The organism is Streptomyces sp. YIM 98790 (genome assembly GCF_011421595.1).
GTDB lineage: Bacteria > Actinomycetota > Actinomycetes > Streptomycetales > Streptomycetaceae > Streptomyces.
On sequence record NZ_WTLH01000005.1, the window covers coordinates 14,743 to 31,113 of the forward strand.

At 71.6% G+C, this 16,371-nt stretch carries 14 protein-coding genes; 5 read left to right on the plus strand and 9 right to left on the minus strand.

Going from position 1 to position 16,371, the window contains the following annotated elements; all coding sequences use genetic code 11:
* Positions 1–250 precede the first annotated feature (250 nt).
* Positions 251–1,585, minus strand: coding sequence for a PLP-dependent aminotransferase family protein (locus tag GQS09_RS01620; RefSeq protein ID WP_165984134.1), 1,335 nt, complete (start codon positions 1,583–1,585; stop codon positions 251–253).
* 103 nt (positions 1,586–1,688) lie between these two features.
* Between GQS09_RS01620 and GQS09_RS01625 the strand changes: the two genes are divergently transcribed.
* Complete coding sequence (locus GQS09_RS01625; protein WP_165984135.1) at positions 1,689–2,465, plus strand: enoyl-CoA hydratase-related protein; 777 nt, start codon at positions 1,689–1,691, stop codon at positions 2,463–2,465.
* Positions 2,466–2,579: 114 nt separating this feature from the next.
* Here GQS09_RS01625 and GQS09_RS01630 read toward each other — a convergent pair whose 3' ends face one another.
* A complete protein-coding gene (locus GQS09_RS01630; RefSeq protein ID WP_207957349.1) occupies positions 2,580–4,748 on the minus strand; it encodes a BTAD domain-containing putative transcriptional regulator in 2,169 nt (722 codons plus the stop codon).
* Between the two features lie 1,025 nt (positions 4,749–5,773).
* On the opposite strand from GQS09_RS01630, the gene GQS09_RS01635 reads away from it, so the two are divergent.
* The 3 genes from GQS09_RS01635 (at position 5,774) to GQS09_RS01645 (ending at position 8,458) form a co-directional block, all read left to right on the plus strand.
* Entirely contained in the window at positions 5,774–6,517 is a 744-nt protein-coding gene (locus GQS09_RS01635; RefSeq protein WP_165984137.1) for a response regulator transcription factor, read from the plus strand.
* A 282-nt stretch (positions 6,518–6,799) separates the two neighbouring features.
* Positions 6,800–7,570 carry a response regulator transcription factor gene (locus tag GQS09_RS01640; protein ID WP_165984138.1) on the plus strand — a complete coding sequence of 257 codons (771 nt, stop codon included), beginning with the start codon at positions 6,800–6,802 and terminating at the stop codon, positions 7,568–7,570.
* A 3-nt stretch (positions 7,571–7,573) separates the two neighbouring features.
* Complete coding sequence (locus tag GQS09_RS01645) at positions 7,574–8,458, plus strand: hypothetical protein (protein WP_165984125.1); 885 nt, start codon at positions 7,574–7,576, stop codon at positions 8,456–8,458.
* 47 nt (positions 8,459–8,505) lie between these two features.
* Here GQS09_RS01645 and GQS09_RS01650 read toward each other — a convergent pair whose 3' ends face one another.
* Genes GQS09_RS01650 through rfbA form a run of 7 tightly spaced genes read right to left on the minus strand, consistent with a single transcriptional unit; the run spans position 8,506 to position 15,328 of the window.
* Complete coding sequence (locus GQS09_RS01650; RefSeq protein WP_313895942.1) at positions 8,506–9,912, minus strand: NDP-hexose 2,3-dehydratase family protein; 1,407 nt, start codon at positions 9,910–9,912, stop codon at positions 8,506–8,508.
* Positions 9,909–10,913 (minus strand): NAD(P)-dependent oxidoreductase, encoded by a 1,005-nt coding sequence (locus tag GQS09_RS01655; RefSeq protein ID WP_165984139.1) that lies wholly within the window; start codon positions 10,911–10,913, stop codon positions 9,909–9,911. Before GQS09_RS01655 ends, GQS09_RS01650 begins: the two co-directional genes overlap by 4 nt.
* On the minus strand, positions 10,904–11,518 hold the full coding sequence (locus GQS09_RS01660) for a dTDP-4-dehydrorhamnose 3,5-epimerase (RefSeq protein ID WP_313895943.1): 615 nt from the start codon (positions 11,516–11,518) through the stop codon (positions 10,904–10,906). The genes GQS09_RS01655 and GQS09_RS01660 overlap by 10 nt, the downstream gene beginning before the upstream one ends.
* Positions 11,515–12,279, minus strand: a complete 765-nt coding sequence (locus GQS09_RS01665) for a class I SAM-dependent methyltransferase (RefSeq protein WP_313895944.1) — start codon at positions 12,277–12,279, stop codon at positions 11,515–11,517. The genes GQS09_RS01660 and GQS09_RS01665 overlap by 4 nt, the downstream gene beginning before the upstream one ends.
* A 25-nt stretch (positions 12,280–12,304) precedes the next feature.
* Positions 12,305–13,426 carry a DegT/DnrJ/EryC1/StrS aminotransferase family protein gene (locus tag GQS09_RS01670; RefSeq protein ID WP_165984140.1) on the minus strand — a complete coding sequence of 374 codons (1,122 nt, stop codon included), beginning with the start codon at positions 13,424–13,426 and terminating at the stop codon, positions 12,305–12,307.
* Positions 13,423–14,433, minus strand: coding sequence for a dTDP-glucose 4,6-dehydratase (gene rfbB / locus GQS09_RS01675; protein ID WP_165984141.1), 1,011 nt, complete (start codon positions 14,431–14,433; stop codon positions 13,423–13,425). Before rfbB ends, GQS09_RS01670 begins: the two co-directional genes overlap by 4 nt.
* 1 nt (position 14,434) lies before the next feature.
* The gene (rfbA, locus tag GQS09_RS01680; RefSeq protein ID WP_165984142.1) at positions 14,435–15,328 is read right to left on the minus strand and encodes a glucose-1-phosphate thymidylyltransferase RfbA; all 894 of its coding nucleotides are present in this window, start codon (positions 15,326–15,328) and stop codon (positions 14,435–14,437) included.
* Positions 15,329–15,553: 225 nt separating this feature from the next.
* Here rfbA and GQS09_RS01685 point away from each other — a divergent pair, with 225 nt between their 5' ends.
* The gene (locus tag GQS09_RS01685) at positions 15,554–16,357 is read left to right on the plus strand and encodes a class I SAM-dependent methyltransferase (RefSeq protein ID WP_165984143.1); all 804 of its coding nucleotides are present in this window, start codon (positions 15,554–15,556) and stop codon (positions 16,355–16,357) included.
* Positions 16,358–16,371: the final 14 nt, after the last annotated feature.

Genomic DNA, 16,371 nt, shown 5'->3' on the forward strand with positions numbered 1-16,371 from the left:
GTCCGGCCCGGGCGCCGTCGGACAGCCGCACGGCCCTCGCCTGAACAGGTTCAGCCGGCGCGGGCAGGCGTCCCACGGAACTCCTCCCGGTGACACCCGCCACGCAGCAGACCGGTGGCGGCGGCAGCCATGCCGCCTCCGCCGCCGGCAGCGGCGGATGAACCGTCAACGCCGTGGGCCGGACCGGACACCCGCCGCGAGACGGGATCGCGTCGCGCCGAGGCCCGGGCGGGAGGCACTCGGCAGGCCGTCACGGCGGGATCGAGTCGATCACCTCCCTCAGGCGCCGCAGCACGGTCCCGAGTTCGTCCCGGGGCGGCGTGGCGAGTGCCAGCCGGAGCGCTCGGGGGCGGCAGGGGCCGGTGGCGAAGGCGTCTGCGGTGGACACGAGGATGCCTGCCTCGGCGAGCAGAGCCGCGACGTGGTCGGGACGCTGGTGCGGCTCCAGGCCGAGCCAGACCATGTACGACACCGGATGCGCCGTGCAGGGCATCCCGGCCAGCGCAGCCCGGGCGATGTCCTGCCGGGCGGCCGCGTCGACCCGGCGTTCCTGCTCCCAGCGGGCGACCGTGCCGTCGGCCAGCCAGCCGGTGGCGAGCGCCGTGACGAGTCCCGGGGCGCCCCAGGCCGCCAGGCGGAGGCTCCTGGTGACGCCCTCCACATGGTGGCCGGGCAGCACGGCGAAGCCGAACCGCAGGCCGGGAGCCACGTTCTTGGACAGTCCGGCGATGTAGCAGGTGCGTTCGGGGGCGAGAGTCCGCAGGGGAGGAGGCGGTGACGATGCGAGGAACGCGTAGGTGCCGTCCTCCACGATGAGACAGTCGTGGGAACGGGCGAGCGCGACGAGACGGTCGCGTCGTTCCCGGTCGAGGACCCAGCCCAGCGGGTTGTGCAGGGTGGGGATCGCATAGATCGCGCGGACCGGGCGCGTGCGGCACAGGCGGTCGAGTGCGGCGAGGTCGGGCCCCGTCGCCGTGAGCGGGACCGGGGCCATGTCGAGACCGTGGGCGGAGGCGAGCAGCCTGATGCCGGGGTAGCTGAGCGCGTCGACCGCGAGGACGTCACCGGGCCTGGTGAGGGAGCGCAGCACGGAGTCGAGCGCCTGCTGGGCGCCGCTCGTCAGCAGGACGTCGGCCGGCGCCGTGTCGATGCCCCGGTCCAGCAGGTAGGTGGCCACGGCCGCCCGCTCGTGCAGGCGCCCGCCCGGCGGGTCCTGGCGGAGCAGCGCCTCGGCCTCGCCCGAGACGGAGAGCGCACGCAGCGCCTGCCGCAGCCGGTCGGCCTGGCCCTCGGCCAGCGGCTGATTGAACGACAGGTCCGCGACCCGCGGCACCGGCAGGGCGCGCGACGGCTCGAGGCCGTCGTAGCCGGACTGCACCCGCACGAACGTGCCGCGCCCCCGTTCACCCACCACCAGGCCCATGGCGGCGAGTTCGGCGTAGACCCGGGTGGCGGTGGCCAGGGCGATCCGCCGTCTGCGGGAGAGATCGCGGTGCGTCGGGAGCCGGGTTCCCGCCGCGAGCGTGCCGGACCTGATCGCCGCGGCGAACTCGTCGACGATGGCCTTGTAGGACGGTGGCCGCATGTGGCACCTGTATCCGTCTGTATCCAGGACAATAAGGAGAACGTCATAGATTACTGCCCCTAGTCTCGGTGCGTCCAAGCCCAGGCGAAACGGAGCAGGCCGCATGACCGTGCACATCGACCGTGACGAGCACGTCGTCACGGTCACCATCGACAGGGAACGCAAGCTCAACGCCCTCGACTACCCGACGATCGATGCGCTGCTCGCGAGCCTCGACCGCATCGACTCCGACGGCTCCGTCCGGGCGATCGTGCTGACCGGCGCGGGGCGCAGGGCGTTCAGCGCGGGCGCCGACATTCCCTCTCTGGCGGGGAGCATCGCCGGTGGGCCCGAGCGCGCCCTCCGCGAGATCGTCCGACGGGGACACGCGCTGACCCGGCGGATCGAGGAATTTCCCAAGCCGGTGATCGTCGCCGTCAACGGGCTCGCGTACGGGGGTGGCTGCGAGATCACGGAGGCCGCTCCGCTGGCGGTCGCCGCCGAGCACGCCACGTTCGCCAAGCCCGAGATCTCCCTGGGTTTCCCGCCGCCCTTCGGCGGCTCCCAGCGGCTGCCGCGGCACGTCGGCCGCAAGCGCGGTCTGGAGATCATCCTGACCGGCGACCCGGTCCCGGCCGCGCGGGCCGCGGAGATCGGCCTCGTCAACGCCGTCGTACCGGCCGGCGAACTGCTCGACACCGCACGTCACCTGGCCGACCGCATCATCCGGCACGCGCCGACGGCCGTAGCGGCCTGCCTGCGCGCGGTCACCCGCGGCATCAACCTGCCCGTCGACGAAGGACTCGCGGTGGAGGCGGCCTGCTTCGCCGCCACCGTGCCCACCGACGGCGTGCGGACCGGGCTGCGGCGGTTCCTCGACCGCTCGGTCGCGTCCCCCTGAAGAACGGCTGCGGCTGCGCATCGGGCCGGCGGCCTCCGCGAGGGGGAGTCCCCCGGCCGGCACCGGGAGATGGAGCTGCCCCGGGTTCCGGCTCCCCCCGCACCCTTGGGTGACTCAGTGGTAGGCCCGGAGACAGGTCAGGACCAGGTGTTCGAGCCGCGCGTCGCCCAGCCGACGTGCGGCACGGGAGGACACGCGCAGCAGGCGCAGTTCCTCGTCGTGATGGCCGCGAACGCGGAGATAGGGGAGCAACGTCAGCGGCAGCACGGCACGGTAGCGCTGGTGATCGATGGCCTCGGCCAGCTCCAGGGAAGCCAGCAGGTTCGGATGCTCGGTGTCGAACCATGCGAGGGCATCCGCCGTGTGGCGCAGTGCCGGCCGAGCCATCGGGCTGCTGCCCCGGATGGCCGGCGGGCACGTCCTGCCGAAATGGCGCGCGGCGCGCTGCGCCGTGGTGAGGTAGTACTCCAGGAGGCGCAGGGGTTCCGGGGCGGCGGCCGGGCATTCCGGGGCGGCGGCTCGTACGAGCGCCCGGTGGAGTCCGCGGAAGGCGTACCGGTAGGGCCGGGGCTGGACGAGTAAGTGCAGGTCCAGCATGGCCTCCAGATGGCGTCCCGCCGTCTCCGGCGGAAGAGCGGCCAGCGCGGCAGCCGTGTACACATCGAAGTCCGGCCCCGTGCAGATGCCCAGGTTCCAGTACAGGCTCTGCTGACCGGGGCTCAGGGCATGCACGGAAGCGGTCAGCGCGGCGCGCACGCTGCGGCCCCCGGAGACCAGTTCGTCCAGCGGCGAGTCGCTCTCCCGCAGCCGCAGTGCCACGTCCTCGAGTGTCTGGTGGGGCCGCCGTCGCAAGGGTGCGGCGGCCACCCGGATCGCCAGCGGCAGACCGTCGCACAGGGCCACCACCTGCCGTGCCGACTGCTCCTCCGCCGCGGTCCGCGCGGTGCCGAGAAGGGCGGCGAGCAGCGCCAGTCCCTCGTCGGGAGCCAGCGGATGCAGGGACACCGGGACCGAGCCGTCGAGGTCGGCCGGCTGGGCACGGCTGGTCACGAGGACGCAGCACCGGCCGCCGCCCGGCAGCAGCGGCTCCACCTGGCCGGCATTCGCGGCGTTGTCCAGGACCAGCAGGAGCCTGCGGGAGGCGGTGTGGGTGCGCCACAGCGCGATGCGGTCGGCAAGCGCATGCGGGACCTGTTCGGCCGGCAGACCGAGGGCGCGCAGCAGCCGGCCCAGGGCGTCGAACGGCTGCACCGGGTCCCGGCCGTCGGTGCTGAAGCCGCCGAGGTCGATGAAGAGCCGGCCGTCGGGGTACCGGTCCGCGAGCCGGTGCGCGGCGTGCACGGCGAGGGCGGTCTTGCCGACGCCGGCCATGCCGTCGAGGGTGATGATGGTCAGGGCGGTGTCGCCGGTGCGGGAGACCGTGTTCATCAGCGCGTCCAGTTCCCGCTTCCGTCCGATGAAGTCGGGGATGTCGTAGGGCAAGGTGGCAGGGGCGGCCGGCGCCACGGAAGGCACCGGGGGTGCGGCGGTCACGTGTCCTGCTCCCGATTCCACGATCTGGCGGTAGCGGCGGCGCACCTCGGGACCGGGCTCGATGCCGAGCTTCTGGGTGAGCAGCCGGCGCAGCCGGTGAAAGACCTCGATGGCCTCGGCCTGCCGGCCGCAGGCGGCGAGGGCCTGCATCAGGAGGGCGTGGAGGTGTTCCCGTAAGGGGTGCTCTCCGCTCATGGTGGTGAGCTGCTCGACGGCTTCGTGCGCTTCGCCGAATTCGATCCAGAGCTCCATCAGGCGTTCCCGTGCGGCCAGGCGCCGTTCCAGCAGCGCGGCGACAAGTGAGCGCAAGGCGGGCAGGTCCAGGCCCTCCAGCGGGGTACCGCGCCAGGGCCGCAGTGCGGTGGTGAGCCGTTCCGCTTCCCGTCGCACGTCGCCGGAGGCCCGTGCGGCGCGCGCCTCATCGAGGCATTGCTCGAAGAGCCGGAGATCCAGTTGGCCGTCGGCGACGGCCGCGCGGTACCCGGCGACGCTGGTCCGGAGAAAGGCGGCTCCCCCGGGAATGCGCAGCCTGAGGTCGGAGACGATCTTCCGCACCTGATGCTCGGCGGTCCGTGGCGGATCGTCCTCCCAGACGCTGCTGACCAGGTCCTGGAGCGGTACCGTCTGGTTCGCCCTGAGGAGAAGCACCGCCAGTACCCGTTGCGATCTGATCCCGCCCAGGTTCACAGGTACGCCTCCGGCGGTGACGTCGAGCGGACCGAGAACACTGAACGTCACTGAAGAAGCCATGCATGCTCCCCTGGGTTCGGACGGCTGAAGGACGGTGCCTGTGCGGCGGCGTGCATCGGAGCGCCGGTGAGGCGTCGGCACCGGCACGGTGGTGAAGGCGCGGCAGGGACGGGATGCGGCCCTGGGCAGCCGTCCGCCGGCGATCGGTCCACGGCGAACGGCCGCGGGGACGCCCGGTTCGGCGGCGGCGGGTTACGGCGGAACTCGGAGGTGCCGGCGGCCGGCGTACATGGGCAGGGCCGCCTGCGCGGCGGTCACCCCGCGGTGAGTCCGGCGGCGCTGCCCGGGCCGGGAGCCGGTGCGTGCGTACGGGCGGCCGGCCGGCAGGTGCGGCAGGGCCGGCCGGCCGGCGGCGGTGTGGTGCTCCGGGCCCGTTGCCGCCGCGCCCGCGGACGCGCGCAGCGGGGCAACTCCGGGATGGCCTCGCAGGACGGTCCGGCAGCGTCTCCCGGGAGTCCTGCCGCGATGCGCCCCCGGAACCGGCTCGGTGGCCGAGAGGCGAGAAGGCATGGACAACTCCCGTGCGAGGATGCGGTGCCGTGATCGGCGGGGACGGCGAGCAGCCTCGGCGTGCCCCGGTCCGATGCTTGTCACCACGGTCTAAAGGATCAAGACCGTGCCGCTGCGATGTCCCGAAAGAGGCACGTGGGCGGGGTTCGGTGACGGTGACCACCCCGGTGTGGAGCGCGACCCGGCCGGGTCCGCGGGACCGGGCGGTGCCCGGCCGGGTCGCGACCGCGGAGGGTTATCCTTCGGACAGTGAAGCGAACCCGAAGAGCGTGTGGTGTGGAGCAGAGCCGGCCGCGACACGTTGCAGCCGCCGGGGTGGCGACATGCCTCTGGGGCGAGGCCGCGGCGGATGGTGCGGCGGCCTGCCCCGGCGTCGGAGGGCTCCCGCGACGGGACGGTCGGGTCCGCCCCGGTTCCCGGCACCGGAGCTGCGGCACTCCGCCGGCCGTGGGTTTTCTCCCGCAGCCGCTGACGCGCGGTGGGCGGGGCAGGTCGGTCCCGGCCGGGGGCCGGTCATGAATCGGCCGGGGAACGGACACGGTTCCCTGCGCATTCTGGTGGCGGACGGCCCCGGGGCCGTCCGCGGGGGAATCACGGACATCCTCAGCGGGAACGGGGTACTGGTCGTCGGGCGGGCCACCGACGGAGGCGACGCCTGCCGCCTGGCCGCCGCCGTCGACCCGGACGTGCTCGTCCTGGACGTCGGGCTTCCCGGGCAGGATGTGCGCCGGACGCTGGCGGAGTTCCGCCGCGTCGCACCGCGCTGTGGAATCGTGGCGCTGACCGCGCAGGACGGCGCCGCCGTGTCGGCATGGGAACTGCTCTCGCTCGGGGCCAGCGCCTGCCTCGTGAACGGGCCGACCCGGGCGGAGGTGCTCGCCGCGGTGCACGGCGCGGCCAGCGGGCGGGTGATGCTCTCGTTCTCCAGGAGGCGCCACGGCTCACCGGCCGTGCCGCGGGGGCGTGGCCTGTCGGCACGTGAACGGGAGATCCTCACCCTCACCTCACTGGCCCTGAGCAACGCCCAGATCGCCAGGAAGCTGTCCATCGCCGAGGGAACGGTCAAGCGACATCTTGGCAACATCTTTCGGAAGCTGGGGGCGGTGTCCAGGATGGACGCCGTCAACAAGGCCGTCGCCGCATTCCTGATCCCCCTGCCGCCGGCACTCCCCGGAACGGGGCACGTTCCGTCCCGGCTGTACGTCGCCGACCCGTTGCCGCAGACCGTGGCACCCTGCCGGGTGCCCCACCTGCGCTGACGAACGCCGGCCCGGGCCTGCCGTACCGCACCGGCCCCGACCGGGCGATTCATTCTCCCGGATTATTCCCTTTCTGGTACCACCAGCCTCCCGCTGAAAATTATTGACGAGGCCTGAGCCGCCGTCATATTTTGCTTCGGGTTGGTGCACGCCGCCGAGTTGAAGACCGGTCCGTCGAAGTTCGCTGAAGACCGAGCCGAAATCCGGACCGGTCTTTTACATGAGCACTCACCGTTGTCTCATGCTCTTGGAGGGCTTATCGTGCAGCTCGACAGTGTCCACATGCGAAATCCCGCCGAATCACGGCGCCACGGCTGGAACATTCTGGTCGCCGAGGCCGGCGGGGAGGACGATCCCGTCTCCTTACGGCGAGGGCTTCAGCGGCACGGGCACCGGGTCCGGGCCGTCACCACGGGGGCCGCGGTGCTGCGCGAGCACCAGGGCGCGGACATCCTGCTGCTCGACCTCGAACTCCCGGACATCGACGGGCTGGAACTGTGCCGGGACATCCGTTCCGTCAACGATGTCCCCCTGCTGGTGGTCACCGCCCGCGACAGCGAGCTCGACCGGGTGCTCGCCCTCCAGGCGGGGGCGGACGACTATCTCACCAAGCCCTGCGTCTTCTCCGAGCTCATCGCTCGCATGGAGGCCGTGATGCGCCGCGCCCGGCCCCGCCTGTACACGACCGCGCTGCTCACTCACGGGCCGCTGACCATTGACGCCACCACCCGTACCGTCCTGCTGGGCGAGCGGGAAGTGCCGGTCACCCGGAAGGAATTCGACTTGCTGCGTCTGCTGGCGGCGCACCCGGGCACCGTGGTTCCCCGCCGGAGGATTCTCCGCCAGGTGTGGGACGAACACGGCGCGGTGCGCAGCCGCACCCTGGACACGCACGTCAACAGCCTGCGCAACAAACTCGGCTCGCGGAACTGGATCAGCACGGTGCGCGGGGTCGGCTTCTGCTTCCAGCTTCCCCAGGACGGCACCGCTGCCGCACAGGAGCAGCCCCCCGGGGTGTTCGGGGCCCCCCGGACCGCCCCGACGGGATTCTGACGCATGCCCGGCGGGACCGCTTCCGGCCCGGCACCGGCGCTGTGTTCCGGCTCTCTCTGCCGGCAGCGGGCGGCCACCGCCCGGGCGGCGCATCCCGCCGCCCCCGGGCAGCGGCTGTGCGTGCGGTGCCGGAACCGGCTGCGGGACACCCTCCTGGGACTGCCTTCCCTGCACGGCGAATGCGGCCAGCTGCTGAGTACGGCGCGCACCTCCGGCGCGGCGCGGCAGAAGATCAGTGGCGGAAGACCGTCCGGTCTGCCGTTCAACGCCGATGCGGCGGATGTGCGCAGTGACATCAAGGGACTGCTGGCCTCATGGAGCGCGCTGGTCGCGGACGAGAACGCCCTGGCACCGCCGCCCTGCACGGTCGGCGGCCTGGCGCGGTTCCTGGTCCGTCACCTCCGGTGGCTGGCGGCGCATCCGGCCGCCGGGGATGCCAGCGCGGAGTTTGCCGAGGTCGGCGAACGGGCGCGGCGCATTGCCGGACGAGGCGGTGTGCAGCGCCGCATCCCGGTGGGGGTCTGCGTGCGGGAGGGCTGCCCGGGCGAGCTGGTGGCGCTGCTGGACGCCGGGGGCGGCGGAGGGAGTCCCGGCGAGATCCTGTGCACGGCGGATCCCGGCCATGTGTGGCCCAGCGGGCAATGGAGTGTGCTCCAGGGTTTGAGCCGGCGGACCGGCACGGCGGAGGAGCGGTCCGCGGAGCGCTGGCTGACCGCGGCCGAGGTCTCCCGCCTCTTCGGCGCCCCCGCCGGCACGGTTTACCGCCTCGCCTCCGAGCACGCATGGCGCCGCAGACGGTCGGCCGGCCGTACCCGGTACGCGATGAGCGATGCCGTGGCCAGTCTCGGTTCCCGGGTACGGCATCCCGCCGGGGAGCTCCCGGACTGAAGGCGTGCTCCGGGCCGCGGTCCCGGTGGGCGCGGCCCGGGCGCGGTTCAGGGGCCACCCGTGCCGAGGACGGCGGCACCGGTGTTGAGGAGGGCCAGCAGAGTCCGGGCCTGGACGTTGAGGTAGTGGCTGTGCGCCGCCATCGCGTTGAGCTGCCCGGGGGTGAGCCACTGGTAGCCGGGCGGCGGGTCCGCCGGGACCTCGTCGCCGGCTCCGTCGGCGTCCACCAGCAGATAGCGGCTCTCCGCGTTGAGGAACCGCCCGCCCTCCTCGGAGTGGACCGCCTGGTACCGGATGCGTTCGGGATCCGCCCCGAGCACCGTGTCCAGGAAGAGCGGCCGCTCCTGCCGGGGCAGATGGGCCCAGTTGGCCGGCGCGCACTGCACCGTGGGCCCCAGTTCCACCGTGCCCAGGAATCCCCCCTCCACCCGGGCGTGCACCAGCAGGTGCGGAACACCGGCGATCCGCCGGCAGAGAAAAGCGGCCACTCCGGCCCCGGTGGGTTCGAGGAGCGGCTGCGACCAGCCGGACACCTCCCGGCTGTCCGCCTCGACGGCCACGGCGACCACCCGGAAGTACCGCCCGTCCGGGCGGGCCAGCCGGTACCGGTCCCGCTGCCACCCACGCACCCGGGACAGGGGGATGCGCCTGACCTGCACGTCGTGGCGGGATCGTTCGACGGTGAACCAGGACTGCGCCTCGGCGTCGGTGAGCAGTGCCTGCCCGCCGGCCGTGGGCATGGGCAGACAGGCGAGGACAGTCCTGGCGTCCATGTTGACCACGTTGTCCCACCGGAGCGCCTCGCCGATCTGCCCCAGCGTGAGCCAGCGGAAATCGTCGTGGGGCTCCACGTCGTCCGCCGTCTCGACCAGCATGTTGCGGTTGGTCTTGCGGTAGAACCACGAGCCGTGCTCGGACTGGAGAACGTCGGCGAGTACCCGCCCCCGGCCCGGGCCGGAGAAATGGCCGAGGTATGCGACGGGGCTGCCCCGGTGCACCCCGGTGTAGTTGCTCCGGGTCGCCTGCACCGTCGGGGAGAGCTGGACCAGATTGCGGTTCCCGGGTTCCATCTTGGCCTGCATCAGGAAATGCAGGATGCCGTCGAACTCCTTGGCCAGAATGCCGAGTATGCCTGTCTCGGGCTGCCGGATGATGGGCTGCTCCCAGTGCCGGAACGGCCCCTCGCCGACATCCGCGGAGAGTCCCTCGACACTGAAGAAGCGTCCGCTGCGGTGGACCAGGTTCCCGGTGTGCTCCGCGAAGAACCAGCCGTCGAGCTCGTCCAGCGGTATCCGGAGCACCGAGAACCGGTGGGCCCGGGTCCGCTCCGCGAGCCAGCCGGTCAGCTCCGCGGTCCGCATCTGGCTGCCGGCGTCCCGGGCGGCGGCCGATGCCGCCAGCCGCTCCCGGAGGGACGGGTCCCGGCGCGGCCGGAGCCGCACCCCCGTGGTCACCGCAGCTCTCCCTCCGCGCCGCCCGCGCAGAAGCCGACGGTGCGCAGCAGTGCCTCGTCCAGCGGCACACGGGGGCGCCACCCGGTGGCCGAGCGGAAGGCCGACGAATCGATCACCAGACTGTGGAAGTCACCCGCTTCGGCCCGTCCGGGCGGCGGCACGGAGATTACCGGGACCGGGGGCTTGCCGGTGTGCCGGGCCACCAGGCGGGCGATGGCGGTGAAGACCTCGCCCAGCGGCGAGCCGACGCCGGTGCCCAGCAGCCAGTGACGGCCGGCCAGCCCGGGCAGCCGCATCGCCGCGGTCACCACGGCCCGGGCGGTGTCCTCGATGTAGAGCAGATCGCGGCGTACCGTGCCGTCGTGCCACATGGTGAGCGGGTCGCCGGCCAGGGCGCGGCGGACCATGGCGGCGACCACGCCCTTGTCGCGCACGGTGGCGCCGGTGCCGTAGCCGAAGACGGTGGGGAGCCGGACCGAGGCGCCGCGCAGCACCCCGGCGGCATCGGCGGCCAGCAGGGCGCGCTCGGCGGCCAGCTTCTGCCGGTCGTACTCCCCGAGCGGCCGGTCGGGCTCGGTGCCGTCGAGCACCTCCTTGTCCGACCACCCGACCTGGGAGGCGGCACCGGTGAACAGGACGCCGACGGGCCGGCGGGCCCCGTCCCGTTCCGAGAGCACGGCGACGAGATCACGCACCAGACCGACATTGACGCGTTCGGCCGCGGTGTCCCCTTCGGCGATCCGCCAGGTGGTGTCCTCCGCGATGTAGGCCACGGCGTGAATGACGGTGTCGGCGCCCTCGACGGCGGCGGCCATGGCACCGGGCTCGGTGAGGTCGGCGGTGTGCACGGTGATGTCGGCCCGGGCGTCCGCGGGGACGACGGCCGGGCGCCGGGCCACTGCCCGTACCCGCAGCGGATGACGGGCCAGTTCCCGCAGCACGGCGGAGCCGATGAAGCCGGTGGCGCCGAGGAGCACGACGAGCGGTGATGTCACTGCCACAGCCGCGCCTCCGCTTCCCTGCAGGCGGCGTACTCGGGAAGGAGTCCCCGCTCTCCCGCCTCGGCCAGGGTGGGGGCGACCAGATCACGGTCCGAGCGGATGTGGTCGTACCCCTGTGGGACGGGCAGGCCGAGGGCCGGGTCCAGGGCGTCCACCGCGAGTTCGTTCCCGGCGACGTAGTCCCCGGAGAGCACGTACAGCACCATGGAATCGTCGCTGGTGGAGAGGAAGGCATGGCCGATGCCGACGGGCAGGAACAGGGCGCGGTTGCTGTCCTCGTCGAGCGTCACGGATTCGGACGTGCCGAAGGTGGGCGAACCGACGCGCAGGTCGACGACGAAGTCCTGCACCCGCCCGCGGGGACAGTACACGTATTTGGCCATCCCCGGAGGAGTGGCGGTGTAGTGGATGCCGCGGAGTGTCCCGCGGCGTGAGATGTTGTGGCTCACCTGACCGACCGGGAAGAGCGGCTTGCCCAGGGTCCTGGCGAAGGTCTGCCGCTGGAAGGCCGAGCAGAACAGCCCGCGCCGGTCGCGGTGGACCGGCGGGGTGAACTCGATCACTCCCTCGATGCCGAGTTTGCGTACCTCCATCGGGCTGATCACCTCTCCTTGCGGTGTCCGGTCCCGGGCAGTTCCCCGGGCTGTCTTACGCCGACGAACAGCCCGTTTCCGGGATACTCGCCCTCGATGTACTCCACCGAGCAGCCGGCCCGGGTGAGGGCTGAGGCGTACTGCTCGCGGCTGTAGAGGCTCATCACGTGTGTGTCGGAGAAGTGGCGCACCCCGGTGTGCGGGCGGGCGACGAGGTAGTGGGCGGTCATGCGGCTGGTGAATCCCTCCCGGACGGTGTGGGTGACGCGGGCGACCGTCATGTCCCCGGCCGTGGTGAGTACCCGCCCGACATGCCCCGGGGTGAAGTTGTCCGGGAACCACCAGGGTTCGAGGACGAGGACCCCGCCCGGCACCAGGTGGCGGGCCATGGCGCCCACCGCGGTGTCCAGCTCGTCGGTGCCGCTCAGATAGCCCGGGGCGCAGAAGAGCGACACCACCGCGTCGAAGCTGCGTCCCAGCCTGAGGTTCCGCATGTCGGCCAGGTGGACCGGCACGCGGGGCAGCCGGGCGCGGACCACGTCGAGCATGCCCCGGGCGATGTCCACGCCGGCCGCGTCCGGGAACTCCGCGACGAGATGTTCCAGGTGGGCGCCGGTGCCGCAGCCCACGTCCAGCAGGGACACGGCCGCCGGTCTCCGGGCGCGGATGTGCTTGGCGACCACGGACGCCTCGTGGGCGTAGTCCTTGCCCCGCCCCTGGTACAGGGCGTCGTAGAGGGCTCCGTCGGCGTAGAGGCTCAGGTGCTCCGCCACGTCACACACTGCCTTCCGCTCGGGTTCACAGGGCTGCCAGGACGGTGCGCAGCGCGTCGACGATCTTGTTCTGTCGCTCCTCGGAGAGCGAGGGGTACATCGGCAGGGAGAAGATCTCCTCGGCCAGCCGTTCGGTGACCGGAAGATCTCCGCGGGTGTATCCGAGGTGCGCGAAGCCCGACATGGTGTGCACGGGCCAGGGGTAGCTGATGTTGAGCGAGATGCCGTGCGGCTTCAGCGCCTCGATGATCGCGTCCCGCCGGGGATGGCGGACCACGTAGACGTAGTAGACATGGGTGTTGCCGGGATTGACCTCGGGCAGTTGCAGCTGCCCGGGGCCGGTGAGGTCGGCGAGCTGTTCCCGGTAGCGGCGGGCCACCTCGCGACGCCCCTCGGTGTAGGCGTCGAGCCGGCGCAGCTTGCGGCGGAGGATCTCGGCCTGGACCTCGTCCAGCCGGGAGTTGTGCCCGGGGGAGCGGACCACGTAGTAGGTCTTGTCCATGCCGTAGTAGCGGAGCTGCCGCAGCGCGCGATCGACCTCGTCGTCCGAGGTGAGCACGGCGCCGCCGTCGCCGTAGGCGCCGAGGACCTTGGTGGGGTAGAACGAGAAGGCCGCCGCGTCGCCCATGGAGCCGGCCACCCGGCCGTGGTGGCGGGCGCCGTGCGACTGGGCGCAGTCCTCCAGGACGGCCAGCCCGTGGCGGCGGGCCAGGCGCTCCAGCGGGGCCATGTCCGCGCACTGACCGTACAGGTGCACGGGCAGCAGGGCTTTGGTGCGGGGCGTGATGGCGGCGCCCACCTGGTCGGTGTCCATCAGGAAGTCGGCGGCGCGGACGTCCACGAAGACCGGGGTGGCTCCGGTGGCGGCGATGGCGACGACGGTGGGGGCGGCGGTGTTGGAGACGGTGATGACCTCGTCCCCCGGTCCGATGCCGAGCGCCTCGAGGCCGAGTGTGAGCGCGTTCGTGCCGTTGTCCACTCCGGTGCAGTGGGTGACTCCGTGGTAGCGGGCGAACTCGGATTCGAATTGCTCGACGCTCTGGCCGAGGATCAGCTGTCCGGAACCGAAGACCTGGTCGACGGCGCCGAGAATGTCGTCCTTCTCCTTCTCGTACTCGGGTAAGTAGTCCCAGACCCGGATCGTCACCGGCGTGCCTCCTGTCGCTGGTTGCCGTGGTCTCCGGCCGTGCCTGCCTTGGCCGGTTTCCACCACTGGGGGTTGTTGCGGTACCACGCCACCGTTTCGGACAGCCCGCTGCCGAACGGCACCCGCGGCGTGAACCCGAGCTGCTCCCGGATCTTGCTGCCGTCCAGCGCGTACCGCAGGTCGTGTCCCTTGCGGTCGGCCACGTACCGGATCGCGGACCGGTCCGCGCCGCAGAGGCTGAGAATCCGCTGGGTGAGTTCGAGATTGGCCAGCCGGGTGCCCCCGCCGATGTTGTAGACCTCTCCGGCACGGCCGCGGTGGAGTACCAGGTGGACGGCACGGCAGTGGTCGTCCACGTGCAGCCACTCGCGGGTGTTGCGGCCGTCGCCGTAGAGCGGCACCGGGACGCCTTCGAGCAGATTGGTGATGAAGCGCGGGATGAGCTTCTCGGGGTGCTGGCGGGGCCCGTAGTTGTTGGAGCACCGGGTGATGGAGAGGTCGAGGCCGTGGGTGTGCCAGTAGGAGCGGGCCACGAGATCGGCGGCGGCCTTGGAAGCCGCGTAGGGGGAACTGGGCAGCAGCGGCCAGCCCTCGTCGGACTGACCGGCTGCCACCGAGCCGTACACCTCGTCCGTGGAGACGTGGACCACCCGTCCGACCCCGGCGCGCAGAGCCGCGTCGAGCAGCACCTGGGTACCGAGGACATTGGTGCGGCAGAAGTCGGCGCCCGAGTCGATGGAGCGGTCCACATGGGACTCCGCGGCGAAGTGCACCACGGCGTCGTGACCGGGCAGCAGTTCGTGCAGCAGCCGGGCGTCGCAGATGTCGCCCCGGACGAAGTCCAGCCGGTCATGATGCGCGGGAAGGTTCCGCCGGTCCCCGGCGTAGGTGAGTTTGTCCAGGACGGTGACGTGTGTGCCGTCCGCGGAGCCGTACCGCCCGGCCAGCAGCGCGCGGACGAAGTGGGACCCGATGAAGCCGGCGCCGCCGGTCACCAGGATTCTCATGTCATGCCCTTTCCTCGGGAGCGGGCCGGCCGGCGGCGGAGATGTCCATCACGTACCGTCCGTAGGCCGTGCCGGCCATCGCCGTGCCCAGCCGGTGGCAGTCCTCACGGCCGATGAACCCCATGCGCCAGGCGATCTCCTCGATGCAGGCGATGCGCACGCCCTGCCGGTGCTCCAGGATCTGGACGTACTGGGCCGCCTCCACCAGGGCGTCGTGCGTTCCGGTGTCCAGCCAGGCGAATCCGCGGCCCAGGGAGACCAGCCGGGCCCGGCCCCTTTCCAGGTAGGCGCGGTTGAGATCGGTGATCTCCAGCTCGCCTCGCGAAGAGGGCCGGAGGTTCTTGGCGATGTCGACGACGTCGTTGTCGTAGAAGTACAGTCCGGTGATCGCCAGATTGGACCGTGGCCGGGCCGGTTTCTCCACGAGCGAGACCAGATTGCCGTCGTCGTCGACCTCGGCAACGCCGTACCGCTCGGGGTCGCGGACGGGATAGCCGAACAGTACGCAGCCGTTCACGTCGCGGGCGTTCTCCTGGAGAATTCCGCTGAATCCGGGCCCGTGGAAGATGTTGTCCCCGAGGACCAGAGCCACGTCGTCGTCCCCGATGTGGTCGGTGCCGATGACAAAGGCTTCGGCCAGGCCACGCGGGCGGTCCTGCTCGGCATAGCCGATGGAGAGCCCGAGCGCTGATCCGTCACCCAGCAGCCGGCGGAAACTCTCGCGGTCCCGGGGGGCCGAGATGACGAGGATGTCGGTGATTCCGGCCAGCATGAGCACCGAAAGCGGGTAATAGATCATCGGCTTGTCGTAGACGGGTATCAATTGCTTCGAGGTGCCGATCGTGATGGGGTGGAGACGAGTACCGTGGCCGCCCGCGAGGATGATGCCTTTCACCTGACCGCCTCCATGGCGAATCGCCGATGCGTGTCCTGGCATGTGAATCCTGATAAAGCATCCCCGCATCCGCGGGCCGATATCAAGCGACACCGGGTCAGACTACTGTCAATTACTGTCAGGATATTGAATCCTCATGCTCCGGCGGCTGACCCGTGCGGTCGGAGCGCGGATAGACTCGCGAAGCAGCCGACCGCGAGTGCACCCCCAGTGAAAGGCTTTGCCATGAGCGCAACCGATGGTGTGCAGATCAGCAAGGTCATCAAGTTCTACGACGAGACGACGGACATTCTGGTGGAGATGGGCGGCCCCAATCTCCACATGGGCTACTGGGAGAACGAGAAGGACGACACCCCTACCGCGCGGGCTGCGGAACGCTTCAACGGCAAACTCGTGGAACGGCTGGCACCCCGGCCGGGACAGCGGTTCCTCGACATCGGATGCGGTGTCGGCGGCCCGGCGCTGAGCCTGGCCGGTGCCGCGGATGTGAGCGTGGTGGGGGTCAACATCAACGACTACCAGCTCCGCCAGGCCGCCGAGCGCGCGGCGGCGGCGGGCCTGGAGAGCCGCGTCAGCTTCATCCGGGCCGATGCCGCGAGCCTGCCCTTCCCGGACGGCTCCTTCGACGGCGCCTGGTTCGTGGAGGCGATGATGCACATGCCGGACAAGGCGGGCGTGCTGCGGGAAGCGGCCCGTACGGTACGGCCCGGAGGGCGCCTGGTGCTGGCCGAGCGCTTCCGCGAGGAGGGCACCGAACCGTCCCGCGACGGGCTGCACAGCCTGCCCACGTTCGAGGGCTACCGCCGGGCGGCCGAGGAGGCCGGCCTGACCGTGCTGGACATCACCGATGTGACCGCGCACACCGCGTTCTCGGAGGCGGCACGGGCGGAGCAGATCGAGGCGAGTCTGCGCCACCGGGACCGCCTGATCCCGTTGATGGGCGGTGAGGAGGCCTTCGAAGGCATGCTGGAAAGGCTGCGCGACGGCTATACGCCGCCCTATCTCTTCCTCACCGCTCTCCGCACCTGAATACGGGGCGGCGC